The organism is Sulfobacillus sp. TH-112, from assembly GCF_057473405.1.
Genome location: NZ_JBYCKN010000175.1, coordinates 1 through 16,466, shown reverse-complemented (window position 1 = coordinate 16,466; position 16,466 = coordinate 1). Strand labels below are relative to the sequence as shown.

The 16,466-nt window shown below is 52.3% G+C and carries 16 protein-coding genes and 2 tRNA genes; 3 read left to right on the top strand and 15 right to left on the bottom strand.

Features of this window, described 5'->3' with window-relative positions:
* Positions 1–131: 131 nt before the first annotated feature.
* Positions 132–207 (bottom strand) — tRNA-Thr (locus ACOJWD_RS12510).
* A gap of 157 nt (positions 208–364) precedes the next feature.
* On the opposite strand from ACOJWD_RS12510, the gene ACOJWD_RS12505 reads away from it, so the two are divergent.
* On the top strand, positions 365–1,900 hold the full coding sequence (locus tag ACOJWD_RS12505) for a hypothetical protein (protein WP_486993566.1): 1,536 nt from the start codon (positions 365–367) through the stop codon (positions 1,898–1,900).
* A 102-nt stretch (positions 1,901–2,002) separates the two neighbouring features.
* Here ACOJWD_RS12505 and ACOJWD_RS12500 read toward each other — a convergent pair whose 3' ends face one another.
* From ACOJWD_RS12500 to ACOJWD_RS12475, 6 genes are all read right to left on the bottom strand, one after another.
* The gene (locus ACOJWD_RS12500) at positions 2,003–2,410 is read right to left on the bottom strand and encodes an SCP2 sterol-binding domain-containing protein (protein WP_486993565.1); all 408 of its coding nucleotides are present in this window, start codon (positions 2,408–2,410) and stop codon (positions 2,003–2,005) included.
* Entirely contained in the window at positions 2,400–3,620 is a 1,221-nt protein-coding gene (locus tag ACOJWD_RS12495) for a glycoside hydrolase family 1 protein (protein ID WP_486993564.1), read from the bottom strand. Before ACOJWD_RS12495 ends, ACOJWD_RS12500 begins: the two co-directional genes overlap by 11 nt.
* A complete protein-coding gene (locus ACOJWD_RS12490) occupies positions 3,617–4,885 on the bottom strand; it encodes an MFS transporter (RefSeq protein WP_486993563.1) in 1,269 nt (422 codons plus the stop codon). The genes ACOJWD_RS12495 and ACOJWD_RS12490 overlap by 4 nt, the downstream gene beginning before the upstream one ends.
* 3 nt (positions 4,886–4,888) lie before the next feature.
* On the bottom strand, positions 4,889–5,584 hold the full coding sequence (locus tag ACOJWD_RS12485; RefSeq protein WP_486993562.1) for a class II aldolase/adducin family protein: 696 nt from the start codon (positions 5,582–5,584) through the stop codon (positions 4,889–4,891).
* Positions 5,585–5,618: 34 nt separating this feature from the next.
* Positions 5,619–6,959 (bottom strand): aspartate aminotransferase family protein, encoded by a 1,341-nt coding sequence (locus ACOJWD_RS12480; protein ID WP_486993561.1) that lies wholly within the window; start codon positions 6,957–6,959, stop codon positions 5,619–5,621.
* Positions 6,960–7,075: 116 nt separating this feature from the next.
* Positions 7,076–8,629: a xylulokinase gene (locus tag ACOJWD_RS12475; RefSeq protein WP_486993560.1), complete on the bottom strand. Its 1,554-nt coding sequence runs from the start codon at positions 8,627–8,629 to the stop codon at positions 7,076–7,078.
* A gap of 263 nt (positions 8,630–8,892) precedes the next feature.
* Here ACOJWD_RS12475 and ACOJWD_RS12470 point away from each other — a divergent pair, with 263 nt between their 5' ends.
* The gene (locus ACOJWD_RS12470; protein ID WP_486993559.1) at positions 8,893–10,233 is read left to right on the top strand and encodes a helix-turn-helix transcriptional regulator; all 1,341 of its coding nucleotides are present in this window, start codon (positions 8,893–8,895) and stop codon (positions 10,231–10,233) included.
* A 30-nt stretch (positions 10,234–10,263) separates the two neighbouring features.
* On the opposite strand, the gene ACOJWD_RS12465 is transcribed toward ACOJWD_RS12470, so the two are convergent.
* Both ACOJWD_RS12465 and ACOJWD_RS12460 read right to left on the bottom strand, forming a co-directional pair.
* Entirely contained in the window at positions 10,264–10,983 is a 720-nt protein-coding gene (locus tag ACOJWD_RS12465) for a L,D-transpeptidase family protein (RefSeq protein ID WP_486993558.1), read from the bottom strand.
* Position 10,984: 1 nt separating this feature from the next.
* Positions 10,985–11,374 carry a hypothetical protein gene (locus ACOJWD_RS12460; protein WP_486993557.1) on the bottom strand — a complete coding sequence of 130 codons (390 nt, stop codon included), beginning with the start codon at positions 11,372–11,374 and terminating at the stop codon, positions 10,985–10,987.
* 110 nt (positions 11,375–11,484) lie between these two features.
* Between ACOJWD_RS12460 and ACOJWD_RS12455 the strand changes: the two genes are divergently transcribed.
* Positions 11,485–11,922, top strand: a complete 438-nt coding sequence (locus ACOJWD_RS12455) for a hypothetical protein (RefSeq protein WP_486993556.1) — start codon at positions 11,485–11,487, stop codon at positions 11,920–11,922.
* 5 nt (positions 11,923–11,927) lie between these two features.
* Here ACOJWD_RS12455 and ACOJWD_RS12450 read toward each other — a convergent pair.
* The 6 genes from ACOJWD_RS12450 to rpsR form a co-directional block, all read right to left on the bottom strand.
* Positions 11,928–12,003, bottom strand: a tRNA-Gly gene (locus ACOJWD_RS12450).
* A gap of 78 nt (positions 12,004–12,081) precedes the next feature.
* Entirely contained in the window at positions 12,082–13,413 is a 1,332-nt protein-coding gene (gene dnaB, locus ACOJWD_RS12445; RefSeq protein ID WP_486993555.1) for a replicative DNA helicase, read from the bottom strand.
* Positions 13,410–15,293: a Lon family ATP-dependent protease gene (lonC, locus tag ACOJWD_RS12440; RefSeq protein ID WP_486993554.1), complete on the bottom strand. Its 1,884-nt coding sequence runs from the start codon at positions 15,291–15,293 to the stop codon at positions 13,410–13,412. The genes dnaB and lonC overlap by 4 nt, the downstream gene beginning before the upstream one ends.
* A gap of 16 nt (positions 15,294–15,309) precedes the next feature.
* The gene (gene rplI, locus ACOJWD_RS12435; RefSeq protein WP_486993553.1) at positions 15,310–15,753 is read right to left on the bottom strand and encodes a 50S ribosomal protein L9; all 444 of its coding nucleotides are present in this window, start codon (positions 15,751–15,753) and stop codon (positions 15,310–15,312) included.
* Between the two features lie 54 nt (positions 15,754–15,807).
* A complete protein-coding gene (locus ACOJWD_RS12430) occupies positions 15,808–16,134 on the bottom strand; it encodes a MazG-like family protein (protein ID WP_486993552.1) in 327 nt (108 codons plus the stop codon).
* Positions 16,135–16,198: 64 nt separating this feature from the next.
* Positions 16,199–16,429, bottom strand: coding sequence for a 30S ribosomal protein S18 (gene rpsR, locus ACOJWD_RS12425; protein WP_486993551.1), 231 nt, complete (start codon positions 16,427–16,429; stop codon positions 16,199–16,201).
* Positions 16,430–16,466 lie beyond the last annotated feature (37 nt).

Below are 16,466 nucleotides of genomic sequence, written 5' to 3'. Positions count from 1 at the left end.
CTCATCCCTTCCAGCACTGGCGTATGAACCGCTGTCATCATGGTCTCGAGGAACGGTTCCGATAGCATCTCGCGGCGGACGAAAAAAAAAAAAAAAAAAAAACCGCAATGGCTGCGGTGCTTAAATTTTTATGGAGCTGACGGTCGGACTTGAACCGACGACCTACGGTTTACGAAACCGTTGCTCTACCAACTGAGCTACGCCAGCAATCGAAATGCATTATACTATGAGATTGGCCCTTCATTCAAGTATCAATGACTTCCACTGACGGAGCGATTAAGGTTTTTAAAAGCGCTGCGCTTTGCATTTGGACCCAAAGTCGCTAGTATAAGACCAAAATTGCAGGCGACGAGGTGATGAGACGATGGCAGAAACAAAAACCCCCACTACCATGATTGGCCCCTATGAAGTGAGTGCGCAGCGGCAAGAAGAATGGCAAATCGCAGAAAACTGGACTAAATTTCTCTATCCTTTTCTCTTCACCAATCACGCCACCATCGAAGATGATTTCTCAGCACTTCGAGTCGCTGACCGCGCCCATCGTGGAACCTGGGTAGAGCAAGAGTTTAATCCCCGTGAACTCGAAAATATGCTGCCTTACGTTAAGCAGTACTTACAGCTTCCCACCAACCATCGTCGATTTGAGTTATCTGGCCGTTGCCTTCATCCTGAGGCCCTATTTACCTTTGTCACGGAAAAACATGTCGAGGGTCTCGACTTTCGCATTCGCGACATTGTCCTCCATGTATTCTTTAATGGTGTCGCGTGCTTAGCGATTGAAGTGGAACCGGTGCGCATTAATGACCATGCGCTCACGGTAGAAGAGGTCGAATGGGGTAATGCGCAGTTAGCTTCACTCATCCATGGCACACCGTTCACGCTTACAAACCCACAGGATTTGACACCTGAAGGCGATGATGTCTTTAGCATCTCGACGCTGTGCGAGTCCCAAGAACAGCTCACCATTCGCGATCTGATTACGTCGTTGCTGAATTCATTTTACGAAGATAAAGAGACCACCATTACTCCCATGGTGGACCGATTTTTACCGGTGTATGGGGCCATGTTGCTCAGACCACATACAGAATCCTCGATTGAAACGCTGGACGAACAATTTTTTGAATTCGCGCAGCATCATCTCACCATTCTTCGTAAAACCTTTACGCCCAATAACATCAGTACCTTTTCAGAAATTCACCTTGAAGACTCTACTCATCATTGGATGCCCTATCACAATGTAATTCACAGTCAAGCACTGGATGGCGGGTATATTCTGGCCTACGATAATGGTCTCCGTCACTTTTCAGGCGACCATGCCCCAGCGATGGCGTCCTTCCGTACCAGTTACTTTTACATGATGCTCATCCCCTATCATCAACGACTCAGTATCTTACGGTATGCGATGGCAGCGGCCGATGCGGGACTATCGCCAGAGCGAGGCGCCGAACTGCGCAAACTGCGCGAGGAAATCTATGACTTCACCTCACGTTGCTATTTCAGCCAAGCCTCGATGAGTGAAGAGCGAAACCACATTTATGAGCGATGGCAACAGGAGTTTCATGTGGTGCGGATGTACAACGAGCTTAAAGAAGAAGTGCATGACATTGATAACTACCTTGCCGATTTGGAACGCGAACGGGAAAACGAGTTGCGCGATCGCAGTCTAAGGCGCGACTCCCGTAATATGCAACTCTTCGGCTTTATTACCTTAACATTTCTCCCGGTCAGTTTGCTGCTCTACCTAATTCCGGCCATTCCGATCCTCAGTCGTTGGATCAATTTCGCGCATCATCCGGGACGCTCCATCGCCATTGTCGCAGGCATGGTGGCCTTTGTGGCCTGTCTCCTTTCGCTGATGATTCGATACCTGCGCCGCGGTCGCCGCGTGTGGGAAAAATAGGGGTCAGACCGTCGCATTCCGAGGATGATTGCTAACGGAGAAGGGTGCATAGCCATTTGCTCACTATGCACCCGTTATAGCCGTGGTGGCTAGAAAAAGACGTTACTCAGGAAATACCGTCTCAATGCGCTTAGCGCACTCCACCAGTTCGTGAGCTGCGAGCACATAACTGGCTAACGCCGACACGGACCCGCGTTCCAGTACAATCTTCCCAGACATGAGAGCCGACAAGACGTCAATATCCCCTTGTAAAATGGACTGCCAAATTTCACTATCGGCCGATAACACATAGGTCGCTGACGGATCCACACCCTTCTCTATCGTACGGGCTTCTCGACACTCCCCATGATACAAATCCAGATAGACGCCGGTCGTCTCCCCACTATCCATCGTAAGTCGCAAGATCATGGGCGCATCCCAACTCTGAGCCGCGCTCTTATACGCATCGCTACGATTAATTTGCTCTTGAAACTCCTCATTCCATGCTGCAGAAAATGCTTCATGCGCCATCTAAGGTGCCTCCTCTACGATTTGTTGCTTGGTATTGCTGAATCAACCGTTGATAAGTATAAAAACTCCTTCGTGGGGTACGACGGTAATTGTCATAGTCGACCGCCACTAAACCAAAATGCGGTGCAAAGCCTGATTCCCATTCAAAATTATCTATAAAGGACCAATGAAAATAGCCGATCACAGGGACCCCATCGATTTTCGCGTGATCGACCTCATAGAGATGCTGCTGCAGAAATGCCTCCCGCTCCGCGTCGATATCAGTAGAAATCCCATTCTCGGTGATGAGTAACGGACGGTCATACCGGCGATAGGCCTCCATTAAAAGCCGGTAGAGGCCGTGAGGATATACTTCCCAGCCCAAATTCGACACGGTATCGCCGACTCGCGACGGTATCGGCGTCAGCGGCTTCCTTATCGAAGCCCATGACCGCGTATAGTAGTTCACCCCTAAGAAATCCTGATATTGATTCACTTGCTTGATGAAACGCCAGTTAAACGCATACGCCAAAATGCGGGCCAATCCGGTATCCCACGGGGTCCGTGTCCAGGGATCAAAGACCATGAGATGATGTGCCAAGCCAATTGCACCATCGGGCTTAATTTCTCGAATCACCTGATAAGCTTTGATATGTGCCTGAACCAACACACTGGCGATCGTTAACGTGTCCTTAAGGGTCCTCCGACCAGGCGGCCAGATGCCATAGAGATAGCTATTGACCGCATACACCATCGGCTCATTGATGGTGACGTACCAATCTACTAAATCCCCCATCTGGGCTACCACGTAGGCGACGTATCGCTCAAAGAAACGAATCGCCTCCGGCTGTAGCCACCCCCCGCCATCACTAAACCACTGCGGTAGGGTAAAGTGGTAGAGTGTCATCACCGGTTCGAGCCCATATCTTCTCATCGTCAACACCATGGTGCGATAACGCGCTATGGCCTCCTCATCAAAGTGACCGGGTTGCGGCTCGATGCGACTCCACTCCACCGAAAACCGATAGGCGTTGGTCGCTCCCGAGGCGAGTAGTTTGAAATCCTCCTCATAGAGTTCCCAATGGTTGGCGGCTGCCCCCGATCGTTCTTGGTGGGCTACATGGCCCTCATCTTCCCACCGGGTCCAGTCATTCGTGGTATTCCCTTCGACTTGGTGACTGGCGGTAGCCGTACCCCAAAGAAAGGGCTGATGTGTCCAATCCCCCCTCATTTCGCAGCTCCCTCCGCCAGATTTCCTATATTCACAACGCGGGGTTTCACTTTGATGAGGGCGAGCGCTCCGAGAACAAAGAAAATCACCGTGCTAAAGTAAAGTCCTCGATACGTGAGTCCGAGAGGCACGCGATGGGCGAGCGTAGAAATCAAGATGCCGCCGATAAGAGATCCCAACAGTACCCCCAGATTATACGATACCTGCCACATCCCAAAGCTCTTCGAGGCCTGGGTGGCATTAGGCTGCACGTCAATGAGAAGCGCCCGTTCGGTCCCTTGATACATCCCGTAACCGACACCGAATACGAAACTCACGGCATAGGCCGCGACCATCCCACCCGTTAATGCAAACCCCATCGCCGCAACGGCCATCACCACGCTACCGAGCAGGGTAATCCACTTGCGATTGCGGAGACGATCTGACCATGATCCCGCAATCACATTGGCCCCGACCGCCCCTAATGTCACCACAATCAACATAATATCAATGGCAAATCCGGGATCGGACCGATGCTCGACGAATTTCAAGTAATAATACAAATAGGTGTAGACCACCGCAAATCCGGTCATCGCCGCCACTCGCGATATCCATACCCACCACCACTGACCATGGCGACGTGGTGAAATCCAGATTCCCTCCCAAAACCCTTTAGACTGAGCCATAGACTCCCGACTTGGCACCGCTTCGTGCCGGACCGCCAAGATCGTGGTCAATAGCCCCAACAGTTGTAAGAAAACCAAGGCAATAAAAACCACTTCTAAACTTAAGAAGGTGGCCAAGATTACCCCCACCAAGTTAGCCACCTGCGACATCATGCCCATGAGTCCCGTGACATAGCCGCGACGGCTTTCGGTCAATTGATCGGCCACCAGGCCCTCATAGGGAATGGATGCCATCGCGTGCACCACCTGCAAAATGAGCACTGAAAGCCCCATCCAAAAGATGGCGTGGGAAAAAAGCGTGCCATGAAGAAAAATGAACGACAGCAGGATTCCAACTACCATAAAAGGGCGACGACGTCCAAATCGATTCCGCGAGCGGTCAGAGAGATATCCCATCAAAGGAAACGCGAGCGCCCCAATGATTGATGACCCCACTGAGACCGCCGACAGCCAGCCGCCACTCGATGCACTGCCAACAATCATCAAGATGACCTTGGGTACCAATACCACATTTAAGGCGGTATTCTCCGCATTTTTCGCGAACCAATAGAACGTAAATAGCAAATCGTATCCGAGTGGATGACGACTCGTAGAATTCACACGTCACTCTCCTTCATGCCGCAAGCGCTCTTGACGGGCCTGGGCTTGCTCTTTCTGCCGCGTCATGAGCGCTTGATGCAATATCCCGACCAAAGGGGCCGGCAAGACATTCACTTCTCTTCCAGAGGTTAGGGCGAAGTAATAGGCCTGCGCCATCCGTTCAAACACCTCGACATTGCGAAAAGCCTCCTCAATATCTTTACCTAACACAATGACCCCATGGTTTTGCATGATATACGCGTTACATTGATTGTCGAGTGCTCGAGCGACATTTTGGGCCAAATCGGTGCTTCCCGAAATGGCATAAGGGATTACCTCTACCCGACAGCCTAAATACATCGCGGTTTCATCAAAGAGAGCGGGAATCGGCTCGTTAATTAGGGCAAAAATGCTCGCCCAGACCTGGTGGGTATGTATGACCGCTCCGACATCGGGGCGCGTTTGATACACCGCTAAATGTAATCCCGTCTCGATAGACGGCTTATGCGGTCCCTCGCGCTGTCCCATCGCATAATCTATCACGCACATATCGTCAGGTTCCAACATCAGATAGTCCTTCCCTGAAGGTGTAATGGTGAAGACCTCTTCATCGGGAACCACCATCGAGACATTACCACTAGTCGCAATGAGGTAGCCCCGCTCCGTCATGCGCTTGGTATAGCGCATTAATTCCTCTTTATAAAGATCATAGTGTCCCATCTTCAATCTCCTTTCCAACGTCCTGACGAGTGGATTAGCCTTGGGGAATGAGGTCTAACAATTGCTCCCAAGCACTGAGCGTGCGATTGATCGCCTCCTGATCATGTTGCATCGAGGTATACATCCGTGTTCCCGCCAGTGTGAATATCCCGCGATTAATCGTCACCATCTGATAATCCTGGGCCACTTTGCGCCGGATCATCACCTGCCGCAAGGGGTCGGGGTCGGTCAGCCGCACGGAGAGAAGCCCGGTAGTTTGGTAGTGGATAATCGATCCATAGTTATAAGCGAAAAACGGGAGATCGGGGCGGGTCGCAAAAAGAGTATTCAGTTCCGCCGTTAACTTCACCGCGAAAGCGCTGGCGCGTTCAATCGCTTTCTCCTGCTCCATAAAGTGTAGTGCCCAATATCCCGCTGCCGTCGATACCGGGTTGGCTGCTAAAGTACCGCCTAAGTATGCTTTGGTGCCAATGCTCCCAGCTCCTGCGGCGCCTTCCATCACATCTTTTTTCCCCGCGACGGCGCCGGCTGAGGGATAGCCATGCGCTACAATTTTACCTAGCACGGTCAAGTCGGGAGTGACATCGTAAAACTCCTGAGCCCCACCCATGGCTAATCGAAATCCGGTCACCACTTCATCAAAAATCAATAGCGCGCCATGCTGATTACATAATTGGCGAATCCGTTGATTCCAGTCAGGGTGCACGGGATGCTCGCCCGATTCTCCCCCGACTGGCTCGACGATGACCGCGGCAATTCCCCCTTGCGACGCAGCCGCGGTAAAGGCGTCTTCTAACCGAGAAAAATCATTGGGCGGCACGTCAATAAGGTTGGTAAATATTTCTTGCGGAATGCCCTGGGCCTCGAGTGGACCCGTACCCGGCACATGTAGCGAATACACCATTTGATCGCTCCATCCATGATAGCTGCCGCCAATTTTCACCACCTTTTTCTTGTTCGTGTAGACGCGAGCTAGTCGCAGAGCCGCCATCACCGCTTCAGTACCGGATTGTAAAAAACGCACCATCTCGGCCCCTGGCAGGTGGCGGACTATGGCCTCGGCGGCCATCACTTCATATTCCGAGGTGCATCCGGTGCCCGGACCCTTTTCCTGAATGAGTTGAATGATTTTGTCATCAAGGGGGGCATAATGATGGCCTAAAATTATCGGCGCACCCGCCATCAAATAGTCGACATAGACGTTCTGATCAATGTCCCACAACTGGTACCCCAGACCCCGGTCCATCGTTAAGGGGAACGGTTTCTCTAAACTCAGGTTGTGTTCCACTCCCCCCGGGATAACCGCCTTCGCTCGCTCGTACATTTTTAATGATTGTTCATGTTGCGCGTAATAGCGGGCTTTCTCCTCTTCCAATACGCGGTCATCCAGTGGTCACACCGGAGTTGCAACAATTTTTCGCGATCGTGCTTCAATTTCCTCGTAATCCATCCTCTTCACCTCACAAATTAATGGGCCCTCGGTTAAGTCTGTCAACTTGTCTGCATATCATGGAAAAGACGGCGATTTTGTCGATACAAGTGCTGAAATACGGCATATCGACGATCATAAATGGTGCGATAGGCGTCACGAGGGTGCACGATCAAGAGAGGCTGGGGTGTGAAATCATCCAATCGCGCAATCCACCCCAGTCCCCGTGCAGCCAGACGCGCTGCCCCCATCGCCCCTACGTGTTGCGGTTCGGAGAGAACCTCGACTTGACGCCCCATCACATCAGCCAGCAACTGCGCCATGGCGTGAGACTGCGCTCCGCCTCCAACAAAGCGAATGGGGCCAGTTACTCGTACACGCCGCTCTATGGCGTCCAGCATCCAGCGTTGATGCAAGGCGAGTCCCTCTGCGACCGACCGTGCCATATCGTCCGCGGTGGTGGTGATAGAGAGGTTAAAAAACACCCCTCGTGCTTCGGCATCAGACAATGGAGCCCGGTTCCCATGGAGCCATGGAGCAAAAAGCGGTGCGTGTATTTCTGGACGACGTTCGAGCGAACGGTCTAGAGACTCAAAGAACTCTTGGTGCGGCAATTCTGGTCGCAATTGACGGGCAATCCACTCGAGGCAGGCGCCTGCCGTTTCCTGTTCGGCCACGTAATAGAAATGAGGGGGTTCGTGACCTAAAATGGCGGCAACAAAATGGGTAGTATCCACCATGGGTCGTCGCACACTGGTCGCTAACCATCCAGAAGTGCCAATATAAAGATGCGCCGCTCCTTCGGCCGTGGCACCCGCCCCAATCGCGGCGGTCGTAACATCGCCAGCACCCGCGTATACGGCGACACCGGGAACAAGGCCGAGGTCAGTTGCCGCATCGGGCTCTAGATGGCCAACAAACGTGCCACTTTGCACCACCTGAGGCAAGTGACGACTATCCACTCCATAGGCATTGAGCAAAGGCCGAGACCAGCCCTCGCGATGAGATCGCACATCGTAAAGCCACGTTAAATGGGCTGAGTCATATGTCGTGACCGCCTGGTGAGTACAACGAAAGGTTAAATAGTCTTTGACATCCAACCATTTGTCCAACTGTGCAAACAGTTCAGGCTCATACTGTTTCATCCACAGATATTTCCACAGCGGATCCTTCACGCTAGCGGCAATTCCTCCTGTAATGCGTAAACTTCGCAGTAACAGACGAGCATTCATGGTTTGAATGCGCGGCCAGCCTACCTCGAGACCCTGATGGCGCATTCCCACTGCGCGCCCGTCCAAGTAAGTCATAGCATTGCGCAAAGCGTGTCCATCCGCGCCCAAAGGAACCATTGCTTGCATCTGGGCCGTGAAGATTAGCGCTTCGACAGAGGTCGGAGCGAGGTCACGAGACGAAAGACACTGCCTTATTCCTCGACCTATGGCGTGCCACCAGTCATCCACGCACTGCTCGGCCTCGCCAACCTTATTCATAAAGGTCGGATAGGTCTCGGTAGCAGAGGCATCCAGCAATAATCTATCCTCAACAAACTGAAAAAGCGCTGTCTTCACCGCTGACGTGCCAATATCACACGCAATTATCCACCCTTGACTAGCCACTAGATCATCTTCTTAATCTATAGAAGTGAAAAATTGTCTGTTGATTGTATTCTCAGTATATTATTGATTATAGAAACGGAATGAGCGGTAGTCATCCGCAATTGCACGGTATTTGATCCCCGACATTTGTCGGATAACTCGAGGTGAAACGCGTGTCGCCCAAAGACAGCTCTCAGATCATCTTCCCGTTTACACGACCAGAACGCCACGCCATGCAAGCGATGTTAAATGGCCTTTCTTATCCAACGGATGAGGAGGCGTCGGTGAGCGACCAACAATTTTGGATCGCCATTCAAGACTCCCTACGCCAGAACCTGCCCAGTTACTTAGTGGACGCCAAGACAGCAGCACACGAACTGGCACTTCATTTCCCGTTGTCACTGATGCCTCGGGATACCATACAACTGGCGGAAAGGATGAGAGTCACACGCACACATCATCTGGCGGCATTTTGTTCACTGTTTCCCGTTGGTGATGGTCAAACGCGGGTAATGGAGTGGTCCATCGAGATCTTTAGTCACATCCACTCGGAGCTCTCACTAAGTCTGCCCTGGGTCTTGTTCGACCAAGGCAGCCTTACGGAGTGGTTAGATCTTATGCGAGCAGAACGACTGAGCGAAGAAATCCGGATTTTTGAGCCCACAGGTTCCGTTTACCAAGTGACCCTGCTGCAATATGATGTGCAACACAATGGCTGGAGAGAAACTCGACAAGCACAATCGTCAGCGGAAATTGGACGTTTACTCAACGAACCCAACGTGTTCTCGCATATACGAGGCTCTCAGGAAGTGATTTTACGGCGAGTACGCGGCCCCGTAGAGAGGTCCCAGGCCTTTGCCGATGACGTGTTGAGTCATGCGTTCCAGACCATCCCTGCCCCGGCGGACGCGTTGAGGGATGGCTTTGACGCCATTCGGCCCCTCATGGAACATGCCATGGACGCTCGCAATGCCCATGAACTATTGTCGGCGATGGTCCAATACCTCCCCGCCAGTTGTCACTTGAATCGGGCGGCCATATTTCTGTACCTTCCTCTTCTACAAGCATTCAAGGGTATTTACGCGTATCATCTCGATGAAGCCGCAGTAAGACGAGTGATCGAAGGCAAGACCCGCTTTTTGGAGCTATTAGCCGAAGGCCGTCGGGGTGCCTCCATCATTGCAGCCACCGAAGTGATTGCCGCAAACTATGTAGACGAGTTTCGCTTGAAAGATGTTTTGGTACTACCGCTCTATGCCAACGATGATGTCGAGGCCATCTTATTGATGGACCGCAATGGGGTCCCGTTCCAATGTTCTCCGGCCGAGTTACGTCAGTTAGAGGTGGTTGCGGGGTGGTTTGAGCGACTGCTGCGTCGGCATATGGAAGCGACCCCTCACACGGCATCTCCAAGTCCAGTCGGTTTAACCCCACGAGAGGTGGATATTCTTCACCTGATCGGTCAGGGACTGCAAAATAAGAGTATCGCCCAGCGCTTGAACTTGAGTCCGCTCACGGTGCGCGACCATACCTCGCATATTATGAGCAAGCTGGGCACCAGTAATCGAACTGAGTTAGTGGTCCATGCCTATCGTCTTGGGCTGCTGGATAATACGGTACCGTGATCTTTTCGTTGTCCTGCACGGATTGATCGCTTAGGCACCGGCGTTGGCTCGGTTAAGGTATCCGGGCTTGTCGTTTTCCGCATGGATGTACCGCAACAGTTTGTTCTCGGTTGCAAGAGTCGCCACTCCAGTGATGGGTAATCCCAAGAGCGACTGCAATTGTTCAATGCTCTGCTTGACCTCCGGTGTATAAAGTCCCGAAAGCGGACCGGAATAGAGCTTAGCCGTTCGCAACTCACGCTGTAACTCGACCACGTCTTCACCGATGCTGTTGAGGGCCAATGCACGCTGGATCCGAGTATATGGGGTAATTCCTTCGACGATCACGGGGGTGTGAACCGACACCAACGCATATAATTGCTCCACATCGCGGTTCAACATCCGAAAACAGCCGTGAGAGGCCACCGTGCCCACCGACCATGGCTTGTTGGTGCCGTGAATGCCATAGATACCCCAGGGAGTAGAAATCCGCATCCATCGCGTCCCAAAGCCATCGCCCCAAATCGCTTTTTGGGTAATATAAAACTCGCCGCGGGGACTCGGAGTATTCGGCTTTCCGACAGCCACGGGATAGACTTGAAAAAGCTTGTTGTGGCGGTAAAGATAGAGGCGCCGCAAGGGGATGCTAATCACGATCTTGGTACCCGTAGCAGCTCGCACGACGGAGGTATGCCATAGACTTGTTATTCCCGTAACGACCATGCCTAGCAAAAGAATGCCGAGCATGAGCGCGAAGATCAGTCGTCGCATGTCACGCGACCTCCCAGCTTGCCCATAGGGTGGCGGCCAACCAAAATGCTGCCATCACTTTAGCCGTCGGAAAGTCGAGTAATGAGAGCACCGATCCAGGGCCGAACCAGGTCGTAAAGGTTCCGCTCGGCACCACCACAATGAGGAGAGCCGGAAGACCGTGCGCCCCGAGTCTCAAACGGTTCATATGCACGTGGTAACCTCGTTGGGCATATTGCCACAGGCGTATCGCCTCCATCACTCCTAAGGCAGCTACAGGCCAAATAACCATTTGCACTACCATCCATTCGGGACGTTCGTCAATGGGTAGGTCGCGAAATCCCCAGGTAAGGACGACTAAACCTAACACCATTAAGGCAGCCGACCCCAAAATGACCGTACGTCGCCACATTGCTATCGCCTCCTGACTCTTTACCCACTCATATGACAGGCTCTTGAGGTCTAGACCACGCTCATCGGACATACCATCAGGCAACAGGAGATGACTCAGGGGGGGCAACTATGGTCTGGTTCTTTTTTATTGCATCGATGATTATCGCGGGTCCCATGGCGTTGTGGATGGCAGGCGTCAGTCCAGCGGTCATGCTGGTTATTCACATATCCTCTCTGATTTTGACAGCCAGGCTCTATAGCCTCGCATCCAGCTTATCGAAGCGCGGACCATCGATATTCATTTTAGGGGGAGCGTCGGGGGTAATTGGCAGCGCCGTGGGGGAACTGCTCTTGCATATCCCTGGTCAAGCCAACCTTGCCACCGCATTTGCCGCTTATGCGAGTTTAGGGTCCATGCTCTATCGTCTTGAATTCACCACGACCTGGTGGCCGTATCTTTTCATCGGAATTAACGGACTCTTTTATGCCGGATTAGCCTTGTTAGTCACTCACCTGGTACGCTACCGACAAGCCATCTTAGGCATCCCGTCGTCTCAAAAAAGATAAAAAAATGGAGCGGAAAACGGGGTTCGAACCCGCGACCTTCGGCTTGGGAAGCCGACGCTCTACCAACTGAGCTATTTCCGCACTCCATTATGATAGCACAGCGGAGTCCAAAAGAAAACCGCCAATTCCCATGCAGTTCCTGCCATTGTTCGCCAGGCCTTAGGCCATATCAGTGCGAGCAATGCTGAGGAACTTACCGACATCCTTCTTAAAGAGCAAGTTCACTGTGCCTGTTGGCCCGTTACGCTGTTTGGCAATAATGAGTTCCGTGACGTCTGGGTTCTCGGCGTCTTTGGTATAGTAATCTTCACGGTATAGAAAGGCCACAATGTCAGCATCCTGTTCAATAGCTCCTGATTCACGAAGATCGGACAACATCGGACGTTTGTCGTTGCGACTTTCCACGGCCCGGGATAGCTGTGACAACGCGACCACCGGCAGGTCCAATTCGCGAGCCAATGCTTTCAGAGAACGGGAGATATCGGAGATTTCCTGTTGCCGGTTTTCCGACCGGCGCCCCTGCATTAACTGCATGTAGTCGATAATGACCAGACCGATCTGATGTTGCATGCGTAACTGGCGGGCCTTCGCTCGGAGCTCAAGGGCCGATATCCCTGGGGTATCATCGATAAAGATGGGTGCCTCTGATAAGTGGCCTAGAGCGCGACTCAACTGTCCCCACATTTCCCCATCAAGTTCCCCGGTCCGCAGACGATGGGCGGGTAGTTCTGATTCCGCGCTGAGTAATCGCATCGCTAATTGCTCTCGCGACATTTCGAGGCTAAAAATAGCCACCGGCACCTTTTCATGCAGAGCGACATGGCGAGCCAAATTCAAACACAGCATGGTTTTACCCATCGATGGCCGCGCCGCCACAATCACCAGGTCTGAACGCTGTAATCCTGCGGTTAACCGATCTAAATCATGAAACCCAGTGGGTACTCCCACTAACTTACCTTTGTGCTCATACAGTTCTTCCAAACGATTGAAGGTGTCAATTAATACGTCATGTAAACGCACCACGTCGCGCTGTCCCCGTTGGGTCAACGCGAACAATTCCTGCTGGGCCCAATCCAGCAAGTCGCGCGGCGTCTGCTCGCCTTTATAGCTTTCCGTGACTAAATGGGTCGCCGTGTCAATCAGACGGCGCAACGTGGCGGACTCTTTAACAAAATGGGCATAATGGTCCACATGGGCGGCCGTGGGCACTAACCCTGCAAGTTCCATCAGATAGGGTAATCCACCAACCCGCTCAAGCAGATTCTGTTGACGAAGCTCTTCGCCCACGGTCACCACGTCGACCGGCTGTGCACGATTAAACAGATTGACCGCTGCCTCGAAAATCACACGGTGAACATCCGAATAGAAGTCGTCCGGCGATAAAATCTCCACGGCTCGGCTCAGCGCATCAGCATGAATCAAAATTGCGCCGACGACCGAAATTTCAGCGTCTGGGCTTTGTGGCGGCATACGGTTAAAGGGAATGCTCACAAAAGCACCTCGTTCAATAGATCCGTCACGGTGTGAATCAATCCGACTGTCGGCCCATAGGCCGAAGAAGGAATATCCTCCGCATTGTCAAAAGGCACCAATACACGAGTCAGTCCCGCCTGGCTTGCCCCAAAAATTTTCTCGGGAATCCCGCCTACCGGCTTAATCCGTCCAGACAAGGACAGTTCTCCTGTTATCGCCATATCCATCCGCACCGGAGTATTGGTCAGTGCGCTATAGACCGCAACAAAGATTGCAGCGCCGGCGGATGGTCCATCGATATTCCCTCCCCCGATCACATTGACATGAATGTCATATTGAGACAAGTCTCTTCCTGTGACCCGCCGTAGACAAGCTTCCGCATTGAAAACCGAATCTTTCGCCATACTACCGGCGGTGTCGTTAAAGTGCCAGCGCCCACGCCCTTTATCGTGAGCCGGGAAAATTGCGGCTTCTATTTCCAAGACCAGCCCGTGGTATCCAGCCACGGCTAGACCAAACACATGTCCCGGTTCTGTGGTTGGGGAAAGAGAGGGTTTCACTGGAGACAGGCGCGAACGGCTGATGACCCGCTGGACAATATCTTGGGTCAAGGTGGTCGGCTTTTCTCCCCTATCCAGATAGGCGGTTGAATAAGCGTCGACCACCAGAGTCACCGCACGACGACCTTCGAGGGTATACCGACTAATCATTTTACAAGCCTCATCCTCGACGGTTAATCCCAGTTTCACGCTGGCATCGGAGACAATCCGTTCAATGTCGTCCGGGGTGAGCGGAGCAAAGAAAATCTCCGCACAGCGTGATCGCAATGCCGGAGCGATGTCCTCGGGCTGGCGGGTCGTCGCACCTATTAACACGAATTCGGCTGGTGCCCCCTCTTGAAATAACTTGTGTACGTATTGAGGTACGTTGCCATCCTCGGGGTCGTAGTATGGAGAGTCAAAGTTGACACGTTTATCTTCCAACACCTTCAGCAATTTGTTCTGTAAAACAGGGTCCATCTCTCCAATTTCGTCGATAAAGAGCACACCCCCGTGTGCCTCGGTAACGAGCCCGGTCTTGGGTTCGGGTATGCCACTCTCAGCCAGTTCTCGACGCGCCCCTTGGTAGATGGGATCATGCACTGAGCCCAAAAGGGGATTGGTAACCTCACGCGGATCCCAGCGCAACGTGGTGCCGTCGGCCTCCACAAAAGAGGCCGCCTCTCCAAACGGTGACTGAGCAAACGCTTTGGCAGATTCTAGGGCTAAGCGAGCCACTGTGGTCTTTCCCACCCCTGGAGCCCCATAGAGAAGCACGTGCTGCGGGTATGGCGAGGCCAATTTGGCTAAAAGGCTCTGGATGGCCGCATCTTGGCCTACCACTTCATCAAGGGTTTGAGGGCGTACCACGTCAAGCGCTGAACCTTTAAGTCCCCATTCATCCAATTGCTTGAGCCTGGCAAGCTTTTTAAGGGTCTCTGGGGTTTCTGGCCCCGCATCCTCTTTAAGGATTTGAGTGCGAATGTCCCGCACATAATCTTCATGCCGTTCTTGCATGCGTTCTGCAATTTTTTTTTCTAATTCGTCCTCTAGCGTGCGGCGAGCAATCATGTCAGCGAGTTCATCTTCCAGCATGCTAAGAATCTTAGGAATTTCTCTCTTGGTTGGAACGTGACTGATGCCCGGATCATCGAGAATCAATTTTTCCATCGCGACCACTTTGAGCCCTAAATCGTCAGAGCGAAGTTGCTTCAACGCTTGGAGCTTACCCGCTCGCAGTACCAGACGTTCCGGACCATAGATTTGAATGAGTACTTGTTCCAGCGCATCAATGCGGCGCTGAAGAGCCGGCGTACCGCGCTTCGATGACGATGGAGTGGTCTGTGCTTCTTCTGACATGATGTGTGCCCCCGTTCTAGGAATCTGCTTCGACCCGAACCTCAATTTCCGAAGATATACCTGCGTAAAGATGCACAATGGCCTTGAAGGTGCCGACGTGCTTTATCGCATCCATGGCTATCTTCTTACGATCAACCGTATGTCCAAGGTTCGAGAGAGCTTGTGCGACGTCCCCGTTCGTCACCGCACCAAACAGTCGATTCCCCTCGCCAACGTTCGCTTTGACGATGACTACCTGCCCCTGTAGTCGGCGCGCTAATTCTTCCATGTCCTGTCTTTCGCGTTGTTCCCGCTTTTTCTCGCGAAGTTTTTTGTCATTGTATTCCTTTTCTCTACCGACTGTGGCTTCCATCGCCAATCCTTTGGGTATAAGAAAATTTCGAGCATAGCCGTCCTTGACCTCTTTAAGATCTCCGGCCTTGGCAACGCCTTTGACATCCGCCTGAAATATGACACGCATTGTAATCCCTCCATCAATTTTGAGGTGGTGGCTGTCCTTTGGGGTTCTCCCTGGTCACTCCTTATGCCATGGCACACTGTCCCGCACTACCAGATAGTGTCGCAAATGCTCCAGATCGCGATGCCAGTCTTTCGCGTCGCCCTCGGTCTTTAACGCATGCTCAATACGCTGAATCGCCCTCTCTTCAAGTCGCGGCGCATTGACACCCAAGCGCAAGGAAAGCGTATAGGTGGTGATGATGAGTCCTGCAAGCGCATCAACGATCTGGTCCTCGGGGCCACTAACCATGGCCCGAAAGAGGTCAGCTTCTTCACTCAAGAGAGATGCCTTTAAAAGCTCAATGGCCACAAGTTTACGGGTGGAACCTGTATCCGCTCCCATGACTCACCTCCAAAAGAGCCTGATAATGAAAAGAGCACGCCTCGGCGGCGTGCTCTTTTACCAGCTATTCAATCGTAAAAGGCAAGAGCGCCATGACTCGAGACCGTTTAATAGCTAACGTCAACTGGCGTTGATGCTTGGCACAGTTGCCCGATATCCGGCGCGGAAGAATTTTCCCGCGTTCAGTAATATAGCGGCGCAACCGAGTCGCCTCTTTATAATCGACACGTTCTATCTTGTCGACACAAAAAGCACACACTTTCTTTTTCGGTCGTCGCCCACGTTCCTTACGCATACTAGACCTCCTTTTCGTTTCGCTTTAGAAGGGAAGG